This window comes from Sphingobacteriaceae bacterium, from assembly GCA_016715905.1.
In the GTDB taxonomy this organism is placed as follows: domain Bacteria; phylum Bacteroidota; class Bacteroidia; order B-17B0; family Aurantibacillaceae; genus Aurantibacillus.
The window spans coordinates 500895-518454 of the sequence record JADJXI010000017.1; the positions used below are offsets into that span (position 1 = coordinate 500895).

Sequence of the window (17560 nt, forward strand, 5' to 3'; positions counted from 1 at the left end):
GTTATAAGTTACAGTTGCAGCTACTTTTTTCGCAAGACGTAATTTATGTAATTGTAAGATTCGGTTTTGCCGATATCTGAAATTGATATATCATCAGTGTATTCTTCATATCCTTCAGCAATTACGCGTATAGCGTATTTACCAACAGGAAGGTTCATAACAAATCTTCCGGTTTTGGTGTGTGGTGTATACAAGTACTCGTATTTAGTTTTTTTATTCGTAGCAAAAATTTGTACAGCAACATTTTTAGGTTGATTAGGAGAAAGGGAGTCGCCATAAAATACTTTTCCAACATAGAGTCTGGCAAGTTGATCGTGGTCGTTGAATTTAATCCGGTAAATATCTAAATCTCCTTGTCCCCCGTTTCGGAAAGCACTGATATATGCTACACGGTCATCCGGAGTTACGCAAATGTTTCTGTCATCGTCTGTAGAATTCACCGGGAATCCCAGGTTTTCCGGTTTAGAAAAAGTATTATTTTCAATATTCCAGGTTGTTCTGAATAAATCATATCCGCCCATACTATTATGACCTTCGCTTGCGAAATAGAGAGTAACCCCATCATTTAACAAATAAGGGAAATCTTCATTATATTTTGTATTAATAATTTCGGGTAATTTTTGAGGTAATGCCCATTTGTTATTAGGGAGTTTTCTGCAAACATAAATGTCGCTTGTAGATTCAACTTTATCTCTTCTGGCAAAAAACATGGTCATGCCATCTTCACTTAAGCAACCGCTGGTTTCAATTTTTTCATTAATAAGGGGATCACAAATTTTAGGTTTTGAAAAATCTGTTTTGGTATCTTTTCGTGTGCTAATGTATAAATCGCCGAATTTATCAATGTGATCTTCGTACACATATAATTCTAATCCATCAGATTTTAATCCAACAGCTTGTTCATCCATACTTCCGTTAATATTTCGCCCTATATTTTGAGCTTTCCCCCATTTACCGTTTTCTACATTACTTATAAAAATATCACTGGGGTGATACCCATCTACTTCCACTTTTTTACCTCCAATGCCTTCTTTTCTTCTAGATGTGAAAACTAAGAAGTTTTCGTCTGAGCTTACAAAAGGGTAATAATCGGGCTCATCACTATTCACATCTTTCCCTAAATTCTGAAAGGCAACGTTTACCGGATTATTAATAAATTTTTCAGCGTTCTTGCACTGCTCAATTAGTCGATCAGCTTCTTCTGCTTTTTTTGGTTTTAAGGTTTTATACTTTTCGTAAGCTGTTATGGCATCATTAATTCGGTTATTTAAATGATACGCTTTTCCTAAATGCAACCAACCTTCCTCTTCACATTTAGGATCCTTTACATATTGTTCTAAATATTTTATCGGCTCTTCTCTGCTTATTTTTGTTCGAATGTAACAGATGCCCAATTTAAGCCTGATTTTATTATTTTTCGGGTCTTTTTTTAATTCTGATCTGTAAATCGGAATCGCCATTAAATAATTATCATGTTTAAAGTGTTCATCGGCATCATCAACGGTAGGTGGACCAAATCCTTTTTTTTGCGCAAAGGAAAAAGATGCAGCTAGCAAGAAAATAATTATGTATGAAAATTTCTTCATTAAAAATGACCCACCTAATATAGGGAAATAATTACTATTCTCTATTTTTTTTGTGAAAGATTAAATAGTTCGTCTTTTTCTTTTTTGGATAAGCTGTCATACCCACTTTTAGCAATTTTATCTAAAATTTCATTCATTCGGTTTTCTGCAAAGCGTTTGTCCTCATTTCTAACTTCTTCTGACTTATTTCCCCTTACAATTTTTAATTTTTGTCTATTTTTTGTTAAAAAGGAAAAATTAAAAAAGTCATATCCTTTTTTCAAATTTAAACCGTATAATAACCCAAAAACAGCCCCCCCAATATGAGAAATTTTACCGCCTGTATTTAATGAAAAGTCAATAAAAGTGCTTAAAATAAATGTAAGGATTGCAAAATACTTAAAAGGCATTTGTATAATTCCCCATAAACTAACCTGATAGTTGGGGGCGTATATTGCCATAACCATTACAACACCTGTAACAGCAGCAGAGGCTCCTATTAGAATAGATCCGGAAAAAGAGTCGGGCAATAAGATTCCGCAGATTAATAAAAGGGCGGCACCTGAAAGCCCGCTCATTATGTAAACGTAAAGCAGCCTACTTTCACCCAGGATTAAATAAAATAATTGAGCGCAGTAATAAAAAAGTAACATGTTCCAGAATATATGACCCAATGATTCATGTGAAAACATGTAGGTAACCAGGGTCCATATTTTAAATATAAAATCTGTTTCTCCAATAGGGAGTCCAAGGTAGGGTAGCAGGTCGATATGCAGAATATGAACTGATAAATTCAGAGTTAAAAAAAGGGCAACGTTAATGATAATAAGTTGAGCTAATCTCCCTTGTTGCCTAAATGAATGAATTATTTTTTGAAAAAAGTTCATGAATAGTAATTCTTGCTTTTATTCTTCCAAATTAATACAATAATAAGCCCTACAAATAAGCCCCCAACATGAGCAAAATGAGCCACGTTGTCACCTTCCTGGTTACTAAGTCCTAATAATAATTCTAATCCGCCATAAATAATTACTATCCATTTGGCCTTGATGGGAATCAGAAAATAGATATATAATAATTGATTTGGGAAAAGTAATCCATAAGCTCCTAACATACCAAATAATGAACCAGAGGCTCCTACAATTACGTTTGCATTTAAATATTCATATTTTTGATTAATCAGCATGGCTTTGTAATTAGCGTCTTCTATAAAAAGATTAATATTTTGATTGATGGCATCCAAATTTTCAGTTATTTGAATATGCATTATAATGTACTGGGTTACTGCAGCACCTAAACCGGTTAGGATATAAAATATTAAGAACTTTTTGGGTCCCCAAACTTGTTCCAAAACCTGCCCGAACATATAAACCCCAAACATATTAAAGAAAATATGCATAAAACTACCATGCATAAAAATGTAGGTTACGAACTGATGAGGTTTAAAAGTTGGAGCCAAGTGATGATGCAAGCCTAAATAGTCATACAAGTTAAGATTAGAATCCTGGGTTAAATAAGTAGCAGCAAATAATAAAACCGAAATGATAATAATATTTTTTGTTACAACCGGCATTTGCAAAAAGCCACCGGGTCTATATTGATTGAAGCTCATTTTTTAAAAAATTTTTCTACTTCTTCGTTTAACACTTCCATAATGACCGGTTTACCGTTAGCCGTATAGAGTGGGTTTTGGCATTTCATTAAATTAGCGACTAGCATTTTCATTTCTTCCGGCTGAAGTTGTTTTCCGTATTTAATACAAGTATTTTTAGCAACAGCTCGGCATAAATTATCATGCATTTCTAATTTGGCATCTAAGGTGTTTAATTTATAGGTTTCTAAAACACCATCGATAGTTGATTGAATACTAAATTCTTTTAATTCGGCAGGTGCGCCATTCACTACAATGCTGTTTTTACCAAACTCTTCTATGTCAAATCCTAAAATTTTGAACTCCTTCAATAGGTTTTTTACCAATTGAAAATCGTTAGCGCTCATTTCAATTTGTTCCGGAAAAAGCAGTTGTTGCGTTGGAATTTTAGTATCAACCCCGGAGTGAAAATAGTATTCATAAATAATCCTTTCGTGCGCTCTTTGCTGATCTATAATAAATACATTGTAATTTATGGATGTAACTAAATATTTTTTGCCAAGTTGAAACACGTCTAATTCCTCGAGCTCAGAATCTTCACTATGGATATTTGTTTGTTTTCCTTCTAATTCAGGGGTTTGGATTTCCGTATCGTGTTTAAATCCTTCAAATAATTTTTCCCAGTTTTTTTTGTTAGAATTAGTAGACGTTGTATCGGAGTAAGAAAATGGATTATAATTTGGATTGTAATTTACTTGCGGTGGAGTAAGGGTTTTTTCGGAAGAGAAAGAATTGTCATTTAGCAATATACTTTCATTTTCGAAATCTATGGATGGTCCGGCATTCGCTTTTCCTAACGCGCGTTTAATCACACTTAATAACAACATGTATATTGTACGTTCGTCGGTGAATTTAATTTCCGTTTTGGTCGGATGAATATTAATGTCAATATTTTTAGGGTCTAATTCCAGAAAAATAAAATATTTTGGATGAGATTGAAATCCGATAAGTTCTTTATAAGCTTCGTAAATGGCGTGGTTTAAAAAAGGACTTTTAATAAAACGTTTATTCACGAATAAGAATTGTTCTTTTCTAACTTTCACTGCTGCGGGTGGCGTACTTACATAACCTTCAATCTTGAGGTAATTAGTGCTCTCAGCAACAGGTATCAAATCTTTTTGCAAATAATTTCCATATAATTGTTTTATTCTAACAATTAAACTTCCATTAGCCAGATTTAAAATTTCATTTCCATTACTTATTAATATGAACTTGATATTGGTGTGAGCCAAGGCAATTCTTTCAAACTCTTCAATGATGTGTTTTTGCTCTATGGTGTCGTTTTTTAAAAAATTCCTTCTGGCTGGTATATTGAAGAATAGATTTTTAATGATGAATGTACTTCCGATAGGTGTTTGACACTCTTCTTGTGAAATAAATTTCCCTCCTTCAATAACAATATGTTGTCCGGTTGAATTTTCTTTTTGTGCAGTTTTTAATTCTACCTGCGCAACCGAGGCTATACTTGATAAAGCTTCGCCCCTGAATCCTTTAGTGTTTAAAGCAAAAAGATCGTCAGATGTTTTTATTTTAGAAGTGGCGTGACGTTCAAAACACATTCTGGCATCAGCGGCACTCATGCCTTTACCATTATCGATAACTTGAATTAATGATTTTCCGGCATCTTTGATGATTAGCTTAATGGTAGTGGCATCGGCATCAACCGCATTTTCTAATAATTCTTTTACAACGCTTGCCGGTCTTTGAACAACTTCTCCCGCTGCAATCTGATTGGCCACATGTTCCGGTAACAGGGCAATAATATTGTCTGACATAAGTCCCCCAAAATTAGCAATTCTGTATATTTTCAATAGGCATAAGTTGTCAGATAATTATTAAATATAAAACGATTTAGCTATCATTTATTTACTTTCATTCTTGCAAGAAAAGCCGCTTGTCTTTATTTAAATAGCTACAATACAATGTGTTGAGCGTGAATTGGTTTAATCGGCTTAAATCGTTAAAAATTGTTGAAAAAATTTTAATAAGTTAGCGTTTTATTTTAAATATTATGCGCATTAAACTCCTCGTGTTTTGCTTAATGATTGCTTTTGGTTCTTTGCAATCATTTTCTCAAAATCAGAAATTAAGTTTTTCTAAAAAATATATTTCGCCGGATTCATTAAAAGGATTTGACGAAGGTGCATTCCGAATAAATGCTATAACAGATCGAATTCTAGCCGAAGAATATGAAATTGCTTTATACCTTGCAAAAAAACAATTTATTATTGACAAGTATTATCCAAATGCTTATGATATTAACAATTATAAAATTCCGCCGTCAAATAACATGATGTTTAATCCGCCCTGTGTAAATGAAGGATTTGAATTGGGAAATTTTACGGGATGGACGCTCACTCAAGGTACTAATACAAATTCTTGTTCTTACCCAACTGCCACCATTCCTTTAAGTCCCGGACCAACAGCAACTATCTTAAGTACGCCCTTGGTTGATCCGGTTACCGGGTTTTTGCTTCCAAATTCGCCGTTAGGTGGTACGATGGTTGCCAAATTAAACAATCAAACCGGCGGAGCAGGGGTTACAAAAATGACCCAAAATTTTGTAGTTACAAATTCAAATTACTTGTATGATTTTGCGTATTTCGCAGTGCAAAACGGCCCACATAATTGTTGTAATCAACCATACATGTTTGTAAGATTACGTGATTGTGTCGGTAATCTTTTAGCTTGTCCGAATTTTACATTTAATGCCCCGGCTACAAATAGTAACGCTTGTCCCGGAACCGGCCCTACTTCTTGGGTGAACACCGGGGTGTGTCCTGGAGGTGAGTGTATTTGGAGAACTAACGGTTGGCAGAAGTACTCTATTGACTTAACACAATATATCGGAACATGTGTTACCATAGAAGTTATGGTTGGAGATTGCCCTTTTGTAGCTCATTATTTGTACACTTATTTCGATTCAAATTGCAACACCATGAATTTAGTGGTAAATGGAACAAATACTGTTTCTATGCCATCACAAACCGTAACACCGCAAGTGTTATGTGGAACTACAGCCACTTTAACTGCTCCCGGTGGGTTGAATCCTTATCTATGGAACGGACCTCCATTAAGTGGTGTCACCAATAATACCAATCAAACTATTTCAACTTCTGTTGCCGGCAATTATACTTTAGTGATGACACCTACCGGTGTTTGTACTCCTATTTTTCGAATTATTAATTTGCAATTTGTTCCCCCGGCAACGGTGAATGTAAATCCACCCGGCGGAATTTGCGGAGGAAGCGCAACGCTAACTGCTAGCGGCGCCACAAATTATACCTGGATGCCCGGCGGTTCAAATTCACCAACACTGGTCGTCACCCCAACAATAACTACAATTTATTCTTTAACTGCTAATACCGGAAGTTGCACAGGTACACAAACGGTACAAGTAGTCGTCAATCCTAGCCCAACATTAAATATTTCAGCTAGCAGTTTAAGTGTGTGTGCGGGAATGCCAACAACTTTAACTGCTTCCGGCGCGAGCACCTATACCTGGAGTACCGGCGCTAATGGAGCATCAACAATTGTAAATCCAACTACCACCACTACTTATTCAGTAATTGGAACATCATCTACCGGTTGTATTGGAACTGCATCAATAACAATAAACGTTGTCCCTACGCCTACGAATTTTGTTACTTTAGCATCTCCAACAGTTATTTGTATAGGAGGAAATGCCAATTTATTTGCCTCTGCTTTAGGCGCAACTTCATATACTTGGTTTCCCGGAGGTCTTGTCGGTAATTTCGTGAACGTTAGTCCAACCGTTACTACACAGTATACGGTAATTGCTGCAAATGGTGGATGTACCAATTCAGCGGTGGTTAGTTTATCGGTTGATCCGGGACCAACTATGACCGTGGTGGCTTCACCAACAGCAATATGTCCGGGCTCAAGTGCAACACTTAGTGCTTCGGGAGCAGTGTCCTTTACCTGGTTGCCAATGGGAAGTACGGGAACTAGTGTTGTAGTTTCTCCAACTGTAACAACAACCTATACCGTTCAAGGTGTCACCGGACTTGGTTGTCCGGGAACGCAAACCATTTCAGAAGTGGTGATACCGGCCCCCAACCTTACAATATCTCCAACATCTCCATCTATATGTATTGGAAGTGCAATAACCTTAACGGCATCCGGCGCAACATCGTATACCTGGAATCCTGGAGGCATAAATACGGCAACGATTGCTTTAAATCCAACAGTAACAACATCATATACACTTATCGGAAGTAACGGAACTTGTACTTCGACAATTAGCACAACGTTAGTTGTTAATCCGGTACCAACTGTAGTTGCCTCTTCTTCATCTCCTTCTATTTGTGCCGGATCTTCTGCATCATTAATTGGTAGTGGAGCTACAAGTTATACCTGGTTGCCGGGAGCTTTAACTGGAGCAACTGTAGTTGTTTCTCCAACTGTAACTACAAATTACACAGTTATAGGTTCGAATGGAACTTGTACAAATTCGTCAATGGTAACACTAACGGTTAACACCGGACCTACAATCACAGCGAATGCTTCACCAACCGTTATTTGTGCAGGAAGCAGTTCTACATTAACGGCAAATGGAGCAATAAGTTATACTTGGAATCCTGGAGCGTTAACAGGACCCAGCATTAGTGTTTCGCCGGGATCAACAACGATATACTCTGTAATCGGAAATAATATTATTGGTTGCACAACAACACAAACATTAAATCTTATTGTAAATCCAAATCCTACTATTACTTCAAATGCAAGCCCATCTGTAATATGTAACGGTAATAGTTCTACATTAACAGCGAACGGGGCAAGCACATATACGTGGAATCCTGGCGCCTTAACCGGAAGTAATATTGTGGTTTCACCAACGGTAAGTACAACTTATACTATAATAGGTCAAACTTTAGGTTGTAATGGAACTGGTACGTTAGCGGTTGTTGTTGTTCCGACTCCAACGGTTAGTGCAGTAGCAAATCCAACAACTATTTGCAGTGGATCTTCTTCAACACTTACAGCTAATGGCGCAGTTACTTATACTTGGAATCCTGGTGCTTTAACAGGAAGTGCTGTTGTAGTGACTCCTCTAGTTTCAACAACTTATACAGTATCCGGTAGTAGCGGAGGATGCTCAAGTAACGCAACAGTATCGCTTATTGTTAATCCAACGCCAACTATTATAGCTAATGCATCACCAACCGCGATTTGCGTAACTGGAAACGTTACTTTAACTGCAAATGGGGCTTCAACTTATACCTGGAATCCGGGAGCCTTGTCTGGCTCAAGTGTGGTGGTTTCTCCTTTGGTAACTACTAGTTATTCTGTAACTGGGACTAACGGTTTTGGGTGTACCGGTTCAACAATAGTTACGGTAACTGTAAATGCCGTGCCTACGATTACCATTGTAGCTAGTCCTACTGCAATTTGTAGTGGCGGTGCGTCAACATTAAGTGTAACCGGAGCTGTGGCTTATACTTGGAATCCGGGAGGTTTAACCGGAAGTAGTGTTGTTGTTAGTCCAACTTCTACAACAATATATACTGTGTTAGCCTCAAACGGCGGATGTTCTACTAACGGAACCATATCTTTAATTGTTAATCCTTTACCAACTATAACCGCAGTTGCAAGTCCATCTAATATCTGTTCAGGAAGTTCATCTACCTTAAGTGCATTAGGTGGAATTTCTTATACATGGAATCCCGGAGCTTTATCGGGTAGTACAGTAAATGTTACCCCATCAATAACTACAATATATACCGTTACAGGCTCAAATGTTTTTGGCTGTACAAATAATACAATTGTTACCGTTTCGGTCACTCCTACTCCAACCATTCTTGCAAACGCAAATCCAACAGCTATTTGTGTAGGATCAAATGCAACATTAACAGCAAGTGGAGCAACATCTTATACTTGGAGTCCGGGCGCATTAACCGGAAGCAATATTGTAGTAACGCCTACTAGCACCACGTTATATACTGTAACCGGTGCAAATGGTGCTTGTACAACAAGCCAAACGCTAAATTTAATTGTTAACCCTAATCCAACTTTGATTGCCAATGGTTCTCCTAATCCGGTTTGTATTGGTAATCCGGTTACGTTAACAGTAACGGGCGCGGTAAATTATACTTGGAATCCAGGAGCGATAACGGGCAGTAACGTGGTTGTTTCTCCAACAGTAAATACAAATTATACAGTTACCGGAACAAATTTAAGTGGTTGTAGCGGAACAGCAATAGTTAATGTGACAGTTAATCCGCTTCCAACATTAACTATTACCAGTACAAATTCTAATGTATGTGCCGGTAATTCAGCAACACTTACAGGATCCGGAGCGGTAAGTTATTTATGGAATCCCGGCGGAATATTAGGTTCAACAATTGCTGTTACACCAACCGCTACAACAATTTATACCTTAGTTGGCACAAGTAGCGTGGGTTGTATCAATACACAAACCTTTATGCAAATGGTTACGCCAAACCCAACTGTGGTAGCGATTTCAAACCCAACTAATATTTGCGCAGGATCATCTTCAAGTTTAACGGCTAATGGTGCGTCTGGTTATACTTGGAATCCGGGTGGATTAACCGGTAGTTTGGTAGTTGTAAATCCGAGCATAACTACAATTTACACTGTAACAGGAGCAAACGGTCTTTGTGTAAATATGCAAACCGTTAGTGTACAGGTTACGCCAAGTCCTACCTTAAATGTCGGTGCAAATCCTAATCCATCTTGTGCAGGCTCCGTTGTATCGCTTACGGTAAGCGGAGCTAATTCATATACTTGGTTAAATCCTCCTGGAATTAGTTCAACTATTATTGCCGTATCGCCTGTAGTTAACACTACCTATTCAGTAATGGGAACTAATCTTTCGGGTTGCACTAGTACAATTTCAATCACAGTTACTGTAAACCCACTCCCTTCATTAACAGTGACTAGCACAAATTCAAATATTTGTGCCGGGAATTCGGCAACACTAACCGGATCCGGAGCAGTTGGTTATCTATGGAATCCTGGAGGTATTATTGGAAACACGATTGCTGTTTCTCCTACAACAACTACGATATATACACTAATTGGAACTAGTGCGCAAGGATGTACCTCTAGTATTAATTATACACAAACTGTTACCCCAAACCCCACTGTAAATGCTACTGCATCCCCAAGTACAATTTGTTTTGGTAATACCACAACGCTTACGGCAAACGGCGCTACGTCATACACCTGGAATCCGGGTGGATTAATCGGCTCAACTATTACAATTTCTCCTTCTGTCACTAGCGTGTACACGGTCACTGGAGCGAATGGCCCTTGTTCTATGAATCAAACAATAACAGTAATTGTTAATCCAACTCCAACATTAATCACCATTGCTTCACCTACGGTAATCTGTTCAGGAAACTCATCAACCTTAACGGTGAGTGGCGCGAACAGTTATACCTGGAATCCGGGAGCGCTAACAGGAACTGCTATAGTTGTGAGTCCATCAATAAACACAACTTATACAGTAGTTGGACAAAGTTTGGCGGGTTGCACTTCAAGTGCAGTTATTAATTTATCCGTAAATGCCACCCCAACTTTATCGATAGTTGAATCTGCTACTAATATTTGTATAGGAAGCTCAGCAACATTAACCGCATCCGGAGCATCAAGTTATACATGGAATCCGGGCATTTTAACCGGAAGTAATATTGTGATTACACCAACCGCTAACACCGTCTATACTTTAATTGGAACCGGAATCGGTGGTTGTACGGCTAGTGCACAATCCACAATTGTTGTGGGTCCTGGCCCAACTGTAACGGCCAACGCATCCCCATCAGTTGTTTGTGCCGGAAGTTCGGCAACGCTTACTGCAAACGGAGCTACATCTTATACTTGGAATCCGGGAGCTTTAACAGGGTCTATGGTTGTGGTATCTCCTACAATAAACACTACTTATACTGTAAATGGAAGTAATGGATTTTGTATATCATCAGCAGTTGTTTCATTAAGTGTAATACCTTCACCAACTATATTAGCAAACGCATCACCTACAGTTGTATGTAGCGGAGGTACTGTTACTTTAACTGCCAGTGGAGCTTTATTATATGCTTGGTTACCACCGGCGGTTAGCGGAAGCACCATCACAGTAAATCCTACTGTTACCACAAATTATACAGTTGTTGGAAGTAGTGGTTCTTGTACTAATACGGCTGTGGTAACAGTGTCGGTAGATCAGGGGCCGTTAGTAAATATAGTTGCTACGCCAACTGCAATCTGTGCCGGAAGTTCAGCAACCTTAACAGCGAATGGTGCCACTAATTATACCTGGCAACCGGGAGGATTGAATTCAACATCTATCGTGGTTAGTCCAACTATTAATACAACATATACCCTTATTGGCAATTCCGGAGGTTGTGATGGAATGTCAAACATTACGTTAACGGTTAACAGTAATCCTACAATTACAGCGAATGCTTCGCCTACAGTTGTTTGTGCCGGTTCACTGGTTAATTTAACTGCATCTGGGGCTAGCTCTTACAGCTGGAATCCGATAGGTGTAACCGGAGCAACGGTAACTGATTCACCAACTATCACAACAAATTATACGGTAATCGGAACAGATAATAACGGTTGTATTGGAAATACAATTGCTACCGTTTCTGTAAATGCAGCGCCAAGCATAACTGTTGTGGCAAGCCCAACATCTATTTGTGAAGGAAGTTCTGCAACATTAACTGCCGGTGGTGGTATTGTAACATTCACCTGGAATCCTGGAGCGTTAAATGGTTCTTCTATTGTGGTGAGTCCAACATTAACTACAACATATACTATTTCGGGAAATGATTTAGGAGGTTGTGCAGGAAGCGAAACAGTTCAGTTGGTTGTTTTCCCTACTACTCCAACTATTTTAGCTACCGCGTCTCCAACCGCTATTTGTGAAGGGTCTTCGGCAACTTTAACTGCAAACGGTGCCACATCTTATACCTGGAATCCTGGAGCATTAACAGGTTCAATGGTAATTGTTACTCCAACAGCAACAACAATTTATACAATAGATGGTTCGAATGGAATATGTGGAAGCTCAAGTACAACATTAAGTTTAGAAGTTAATGAAGTACCGGCCAACGTTACAGCTTCTGTAAGTTCTGAAATTACCTGTTCAACGCCATCTGTGAATTTATTTGGAGCAAGCACTTCTACAAATGTTTCTTATTTATGGAGTGGACCTTTTGGTTACACATCTGCGGTTCAAAATCCAACCGGCATTGCTATATCCGGAACATATACCTTAACGGTAATTAATAATTCCGGTGGATGTTCAGCTGATGCAACTGTAGCTGTGAATACAGATTCAACTATTCCTACTGTAACAGTCACCATAAATGGCACAATTACCTGTTCAAATCCGACGGCAACTTTAAATGCTGTTTGTTCTGCAACCAATGCTTCGTTTAATTGGTCAGGTCCATCAAGTTTTACAAGTTCATTACAATCACCTACTGTTAATTTAGGCGGTAATTATACCTTAACCGTTATTGATTTAGATAATACCTGTCAGGCCAGTACAATTTTTGTAGTTATTACTAATACCGGTGTTCCTATTACGGCAACTATAATTCCGGCCACATGTTCTGGAACAATGGCGAATAATGATGCCATGATTATTGTAAGTGGATTTGGAGCCAATGATCATTATGATTATGTGACCGGATTAACTTATACCGGAGTGGCTACCTATACTTCAGCTCCGGTTATTCCAATCACCGGAATATTAACGAACACCTTAAATAATCCGGGGTCACCTACACCTTACACGGTAAGATTCTTTGCAGAAAACGGATGTATTAAAGATACAACTATGTTCCTTCTACCTACAAGTTGTATTACCAATACGGTATTCGGTATTGCGAAAGCTGTTAGCTCTCCTACCTTGAATATAGATGGTAGTTACGATGTTTCTTACTCTATTGTTGTGAAAAATAATGGTCCGGATGAATTAAACGACATTACACTTATTGAAAATTTATCGGCCACATTCCCTTCGCCGACAACATTCTCAATAATTAGCGCTCCGTTAGTGACAAGTTTAAACAGCAGCTTAACACTCGATATAGCTTACGACGGTACATTACAAACCGTGATGACCCAATCCGCAACCAGTAAATTGGCAGCGGGTAAGTCAGATACAATAATGTTTACCGTAAATATTATTCCAAACGGTATATTTGGTCCGTTTAATAATTCTGTCATCGGATTTGCATCTCCAACCCTTGGTGTTGTGTTTGGTGATTCTTCCAATACAGGCTATGAACCTGACCCGGATTTGAATGGCAATCCTACCGACAATAATTTGCCTACTATTCTAAATTTAAATCCTAATTTATTTTTTGGTTTAACTAAAGTGGGAATGTTAGGAGAGAAAAATGACAATGATTCGTATGATATTTCTTATACCGTTACAGTTCACAACAAAGGAAACGACACTTTATACAATGTGATTATAAAGGACAGTTTATTCAATAACACCATTAAAGCTCCAGCTACATATATTATGAAAGCAGGACCCATAATTAATGGTAACGGAAGTTTAACGGCAAATAATTCTTACAATGGTAATGGAGAAGTTAATTTAACCATGCCGGCGCAAAGTAAAATGCCACCAAATACAACTGCGAGTATTGAATTTACCATTAATGTAACGCCGGATACAGTTACTATTGTAAAAAACAGCGCTTACGGAAATGCCTTGAGTAGCAATAACACTTTGGTAAATGATACTTCCAATAATGGAAATGATCCTGATTCAAATTCCAACGGCATTTGGAACGAAGCAGCAGACAATGTACCTACCATTTTAATTATACCAAACACGGGCACCTTATTTATTCCAAACGGATTTACGCCTAACGGAGATAATAAAAATGATTTGTGGGTGATTAATGGTTTACCAAAAGAAACTAAAGTGACGATTTATAACCGATGGGGAAATAAAGTTTATCAGAACTCAAACTACGATAACACTTGGAATGGTTATCCAAATGTAACCGGAACCATAGGTAGCGATAAATTATCACAAGGAACATATTATTATATTATTGAATTTAAAGATTCAACAATAGGAACCAAAAACGGATTTGTTGTAATTCAATATTAAAAGAAATTAAGTATGAAAAAGTCAATTCAAAAATCAATCGTAATAGCAATTACAGCAGTGCTATTCCAGATAAGTGGCGAGTTAAAAGCGCAGTTTGATTATATGTTTACGCAATATATGTTTAATGAAACGTTTATTAATCCTGCCTATGCCGGAAGTAAGGAAGCAATGAGTGCTACATTATTGCACCGTCAGCAATGGGTTAACTTCAGCGGAAGACCCGTAACCACTTCGTTTGCTATTCATGGACCATTGATGGAAAATAAAATGGGTTTAGGTTTAAGCGTATTAAACGAAAGAATAGGAGTGCTAAATCATAACTTAATTTATTTGAATTACGCCTATAGACTAAAAACCGGAGAAAAAAGCACATTGGCTTTTGGTTTAATGGGCGGATTGCATAATCAAGTAAACAAATTTGATCAGATAAAATCAAACGATGATGGCTCCAAAGACCCTCAGTTTATAGGTACGCCTAGCACCATGGCTCCTAATTTCGGTACCGGAATTTATTTCAACAATCAATCGTTTTATGCCGGTTTGTCCGTTCCTCGTTTTATTGACGACAGAGTTAAATTCTCCACTAACGGTTCGGTGGTTGTTGATTCAAAAGTACAGCCCGAATATTTTCATTATTATTTAACTGTAGGAAATTTATTTAAACTAAATAAAGATTTAAAATTAAAAGCACAGGGAATGTTGAAGGCCGTGCAAAATTCACCTTTGCAATTTGATCTTAACGCAAATCTATTAATTAAAGATATGGTTTGGGCTGGTTTAGGGTACCGAAACGGCTCAGCAGCTTCTGCCATGGTAGGCTTGCAGGTAAATGCGCAGTTTTTAGTAAGCTATGCCTTTGATTATACATTAAATGACATTCAGAAATATTCACAAGGCTCTCATGAAATAGTTTTGAATTACTTATTTAGTTACAAAGGCAAAAAAGTAATAACACCAAGATATTTCTAAGCAATTAAATAATTTGTATGAAAAACATTATTCTCAAAGTCATAACTTGTACTCTTTTCTTTCCTGTTTTTTATTTTGCGCAAACACGTGATTTAAAAAAAGCAAATAAATATTTCAGCACACAAGCTTATTCACAAGCCATCCCTCATTATGAAAAAGCTTATCTGAAGGATAGTAGCAACAAAAGTATATTAACTAATTTGGGTGATTGTTATCGTTTAACCAATAATGCTTCCGGTCAGCTAAAATGTTATGGCGGATTAGTTCGAACAGGAAATGCTGAATTAATTCACAAGCTTTATTATGGTCAGGCGCTCATGGAAAGCGGAAGAGGCGATGAAGCAAAAACTTATTTTGAACAGTACACAGCCGACGAGCGCGGTAAGGAATTAGCCTCTTCTTTTGAAAAAATGAAAATGTATACTAAAAACATGGATGCGTATTCTGTTGAGTCCGTTAGTTACAATTCCACCAATGCTGATTTCTGCGCTGTTTTATTCAATTCTACCGTAGTTTTTGCATCAACAAGAAATCAAACCAAATGGATTAATAAAAAACATGCTTGGACAAACAACAATTATTTAAATCTATACACTACCGAAAAAAGCAGCGGCATCGACTTAAAACCAAAAGAATTTATGGGGAATTTAAACTCCAAGTATAATGATGGTCCGGTTTGTTTTAGTGCTGATTTTAATACACTTTATTTTACAAGAAACAATTACAACAAAAAAGCAGTTTCAAGCGATGGCACATATAAGTTAAAAATATTTGAAGCAACAATGAACGTAAACGGGTTAGAGCGCGTTACCGAATTAGATTTTAATAATAATGATTTTAATTGTGCTCACCCAAGTATATCCGCAGATGGAAATACATTGTATTTTGCCTCAGACATGCCGGGAGGTAGAGGAGGAATGGATATTTACAAAGTTGTAAAGGAAAGTGATACCGCTTGGAGTGCCCCAGTTAATTTAGGTGATAAAGTTAACACACCCGGTAACGAAGTATTTCCTTTTATAGCATCCAACAATTTATTATACTTTGCTTCTAATGGACATGATGGTTTAGGCGGGTTAGATATTTATGAAACAAAAATAAAAGACGGCAAGGCAGGAAGAATTTATAATATGGGGCAGCCTGTAAATAGTAAAGACGATGACTTTGGATTGTTTTTAGGACCAGATAATAAAGTGGGTTACATCAGCTCTAATCGTAAAAATGGCGGCATGGATGATGACATTTACGATCTTACCATTTTAAGAGAAGTAAAAAGAGGGAAAGAAGTGAAGTTTATAACCAAAGATAAAGACAGCGGTGAACTTTTAGCCAATACCCTTATTCAATTTAATGAAGATACTATTCGAACAAATGAATCCGGAGAATTTGACACTACAGTAGAAGAAGATATGTTGTATAAATTGGCAGTAGACAAGCCCGATTATTATAAATTTCAAGACAGTGTATCAACACAAACCAGCAGCGAAGATTCTTTTACCAAGGAATTATTATTAGAAAAAGATCCGAAATTGGCTTTGGTTGGAATTGTTTCGGATGTAAAAACGGGAAAACCCTTGGACGGAGTTAAAATGACTATCAAAGAATTACCTTCCAATGATGCATTTGATACCTACACAACAACAGCAGAAGGAGATTATAGAAAAGCAATTAGCGGTAAAAAATTAGGAGATAAAATCAGCTACTCCGTGAAATTGGAAAAAGATAAATATGTTACTAAAGAATTAATATTCATTTATGATATTAAATCTCCAGGCGATATTAAATTAAATGAAAGTATAGATATGAAAATGGGACAAGCCATGGTAGGTATGGATTTAGCCAAGATGATAGATATAAAACCAATTTTCTTTGACTTAGGCAAATTTAATATACGAAAAGATGCTGCCGTGGAGTTAGATAAAGTTGTAAATACCATGAAGGAGTACAAGAACATGTACATCGAATTGGGCTCACATACGGATTGCAGAGGAGCAGCAAAGGCTAATATGTCACTTTCCGACAAACGAGCAAAAGCAAGCGCAAAGTATATTATTAAACAAGGAATTGAAAGTGCCCGAATAAAAGGCAAGGGTTATGGGGAATCGAAATTATTAAATGATTGTAAGTGCGAAGGTAAAGTACAATCTAAATGCAGTGAAGACGAACACGCTGCAAACAGAAGAACAGAATTTATTATCACCAAAATGAAATAAAGATGTAGTTCTTTGGTTTACTTTTGTGTACATTTTT

At 37.2% G+C, this 17560-nt stretch carries 7 protein-coding genes; 3 read left to right on the forward strand and 4 right to left on the reverse strand.

Annotated elements, in window-relative coordinates:
- Positions 1–20: 20 nt before the first annotated feature.
- From IPM51_14695 to mutL, 4 genes are read right to left on the reverse strand one after another with little or no spacing between them, the layout of a single operon-like run.
- Entirely contained in the window at positions 21–1586 is a 1566-nt protein-coding gene (locus IPM51_14695; protein MBK9285547.1) for a PD40 domain-containing protein, read from the reverse strand.
- Between the two features lie 41 nt (positions 1587–1627).
- Entirely contained in the window at positions 1628–2452 is an 825-nt protein-coding gene (locus IPM51_14700) for a rhomboid family intramembrane serine protease (protein MBK9285548.1), read from the reverse strand.
- Positions 2449–3138: a rhomboid family intramembrane serine protease gene (locus IPM51_14705; protein MBK9285549.1), complete on the reverse strand. Its 690-nt coding sequence runs from the start codon at positions 3136–3138 to the stop codon at positions 2449–2451. Before IPM51_14705 ends, IPM51_14700 begins: the two co-directional genes overlap by 4 nt.
- Before the next feature lie 35 nt (positions 3139–3173).
- Positions 3174–4991 carry a DNA mismatch repair endonuclease MutL gene (mutL, locus tag IPM51_14710; GenBank protein MBK9285550.1) on the reverse strand — a complete coding sequence of 606 codons (1818 nt, stop codon included), beginning with the start codon at positions 4989–4991 and terminating at the stop codon, positions 3174–3176.
- A 236-nt stretch (positions 4992–5227) separates the two neighbouring features.
- Between mutL and IPM51_14715 the strand changes: the two genes are divergently transcribed.
- The 3 genes from IPM51_14715 to IPM51_14725 are packed head-to-tail and all read left to right on the forward strand — an operon-like array spanning position 5228 to position 17523.
- Positions 5228–14341, forward strand: coding sequence for a gliding motility-associated C-terminal domain-containing protein (locus IPM51_14715; GenBank protein MBK9285551.1), 9114 nt, complete (start codon positions 5228–5230; stop codon positions 14339–14341).
- 12 nt (positions 14342–14353) lie between these two features.
- A complete protein-coding gene (locus IPM51_14720) occupies positions 14354–15310 on the forward strand; it encodes a type IX secretion system membrane protein PorP/SprF (protein MBK9285552.1) in 957 nt (318 codons plus the stop codon).
- 17 nt (positions 15311–15327) lie between these two features.
- Positions 15328–17523 carry an OmpA family protein gene (locus tag IPM51_14725; GenBank protein ID MBK9285553.1) on the forward strand — a complete coding sequence of 732 codons (2196 nt, stop codon included), beginning with the start codon at positions 15328–15330 and terminating at the stop codon, positions 17521–17523.
- The last annotated feature ends 37 nt before the right edge of the window (positions 17524–17560 follow it).

Coding starts and splice junctions, on each gene's coding strand:
- IPM51_14695 (MBK9285547.1), bottom strand. CDS start 1,586: ATGAAGAAATTTTCATACATAATTATTTTCTTGCTAGCTGCATCTTTT.
- IPM51_14700 (MBK9285548.1), bottom strand. CDS start 2,452: ATGAACTTTTTTCAAAAAATAATTCATTCATTTAGGCAACAAGGGAGA.
- IPM51_14705 (MBK9285549.1), bottom strand. CDS start 3,138: ATGCCGGTTGTAACAAAAAATATTATTATCATTTCGGTTTTATTATTT.
- mutL (MBK9285550.1), bottom strand. CDS start 4,991: ATGTCAGACAATATTATTGCCCTGTTACCGGAACATGTGGCCAATCAG.
- IPM51_14715 (MBK9285551.1), top strand. CDS start 5,228: ATGCGCATTAAACTCCTCGTGTTTTGCTTAATGATTGCTTTTGGTTCT.
- IPM51_14720 (MBK9285552.1), top strand. CDS start 14,354: ATGAAAAAGTCAATTCAAAAATCAATCGTAATAGCAATTACAGCAGTG.
- IPM51_14725 (MBK9285553.1), top strand. CDS start 15,328: ATGAAAAACATTATTCTCAAAGTCATAACTTGTACTCTTTTCTTTCCT.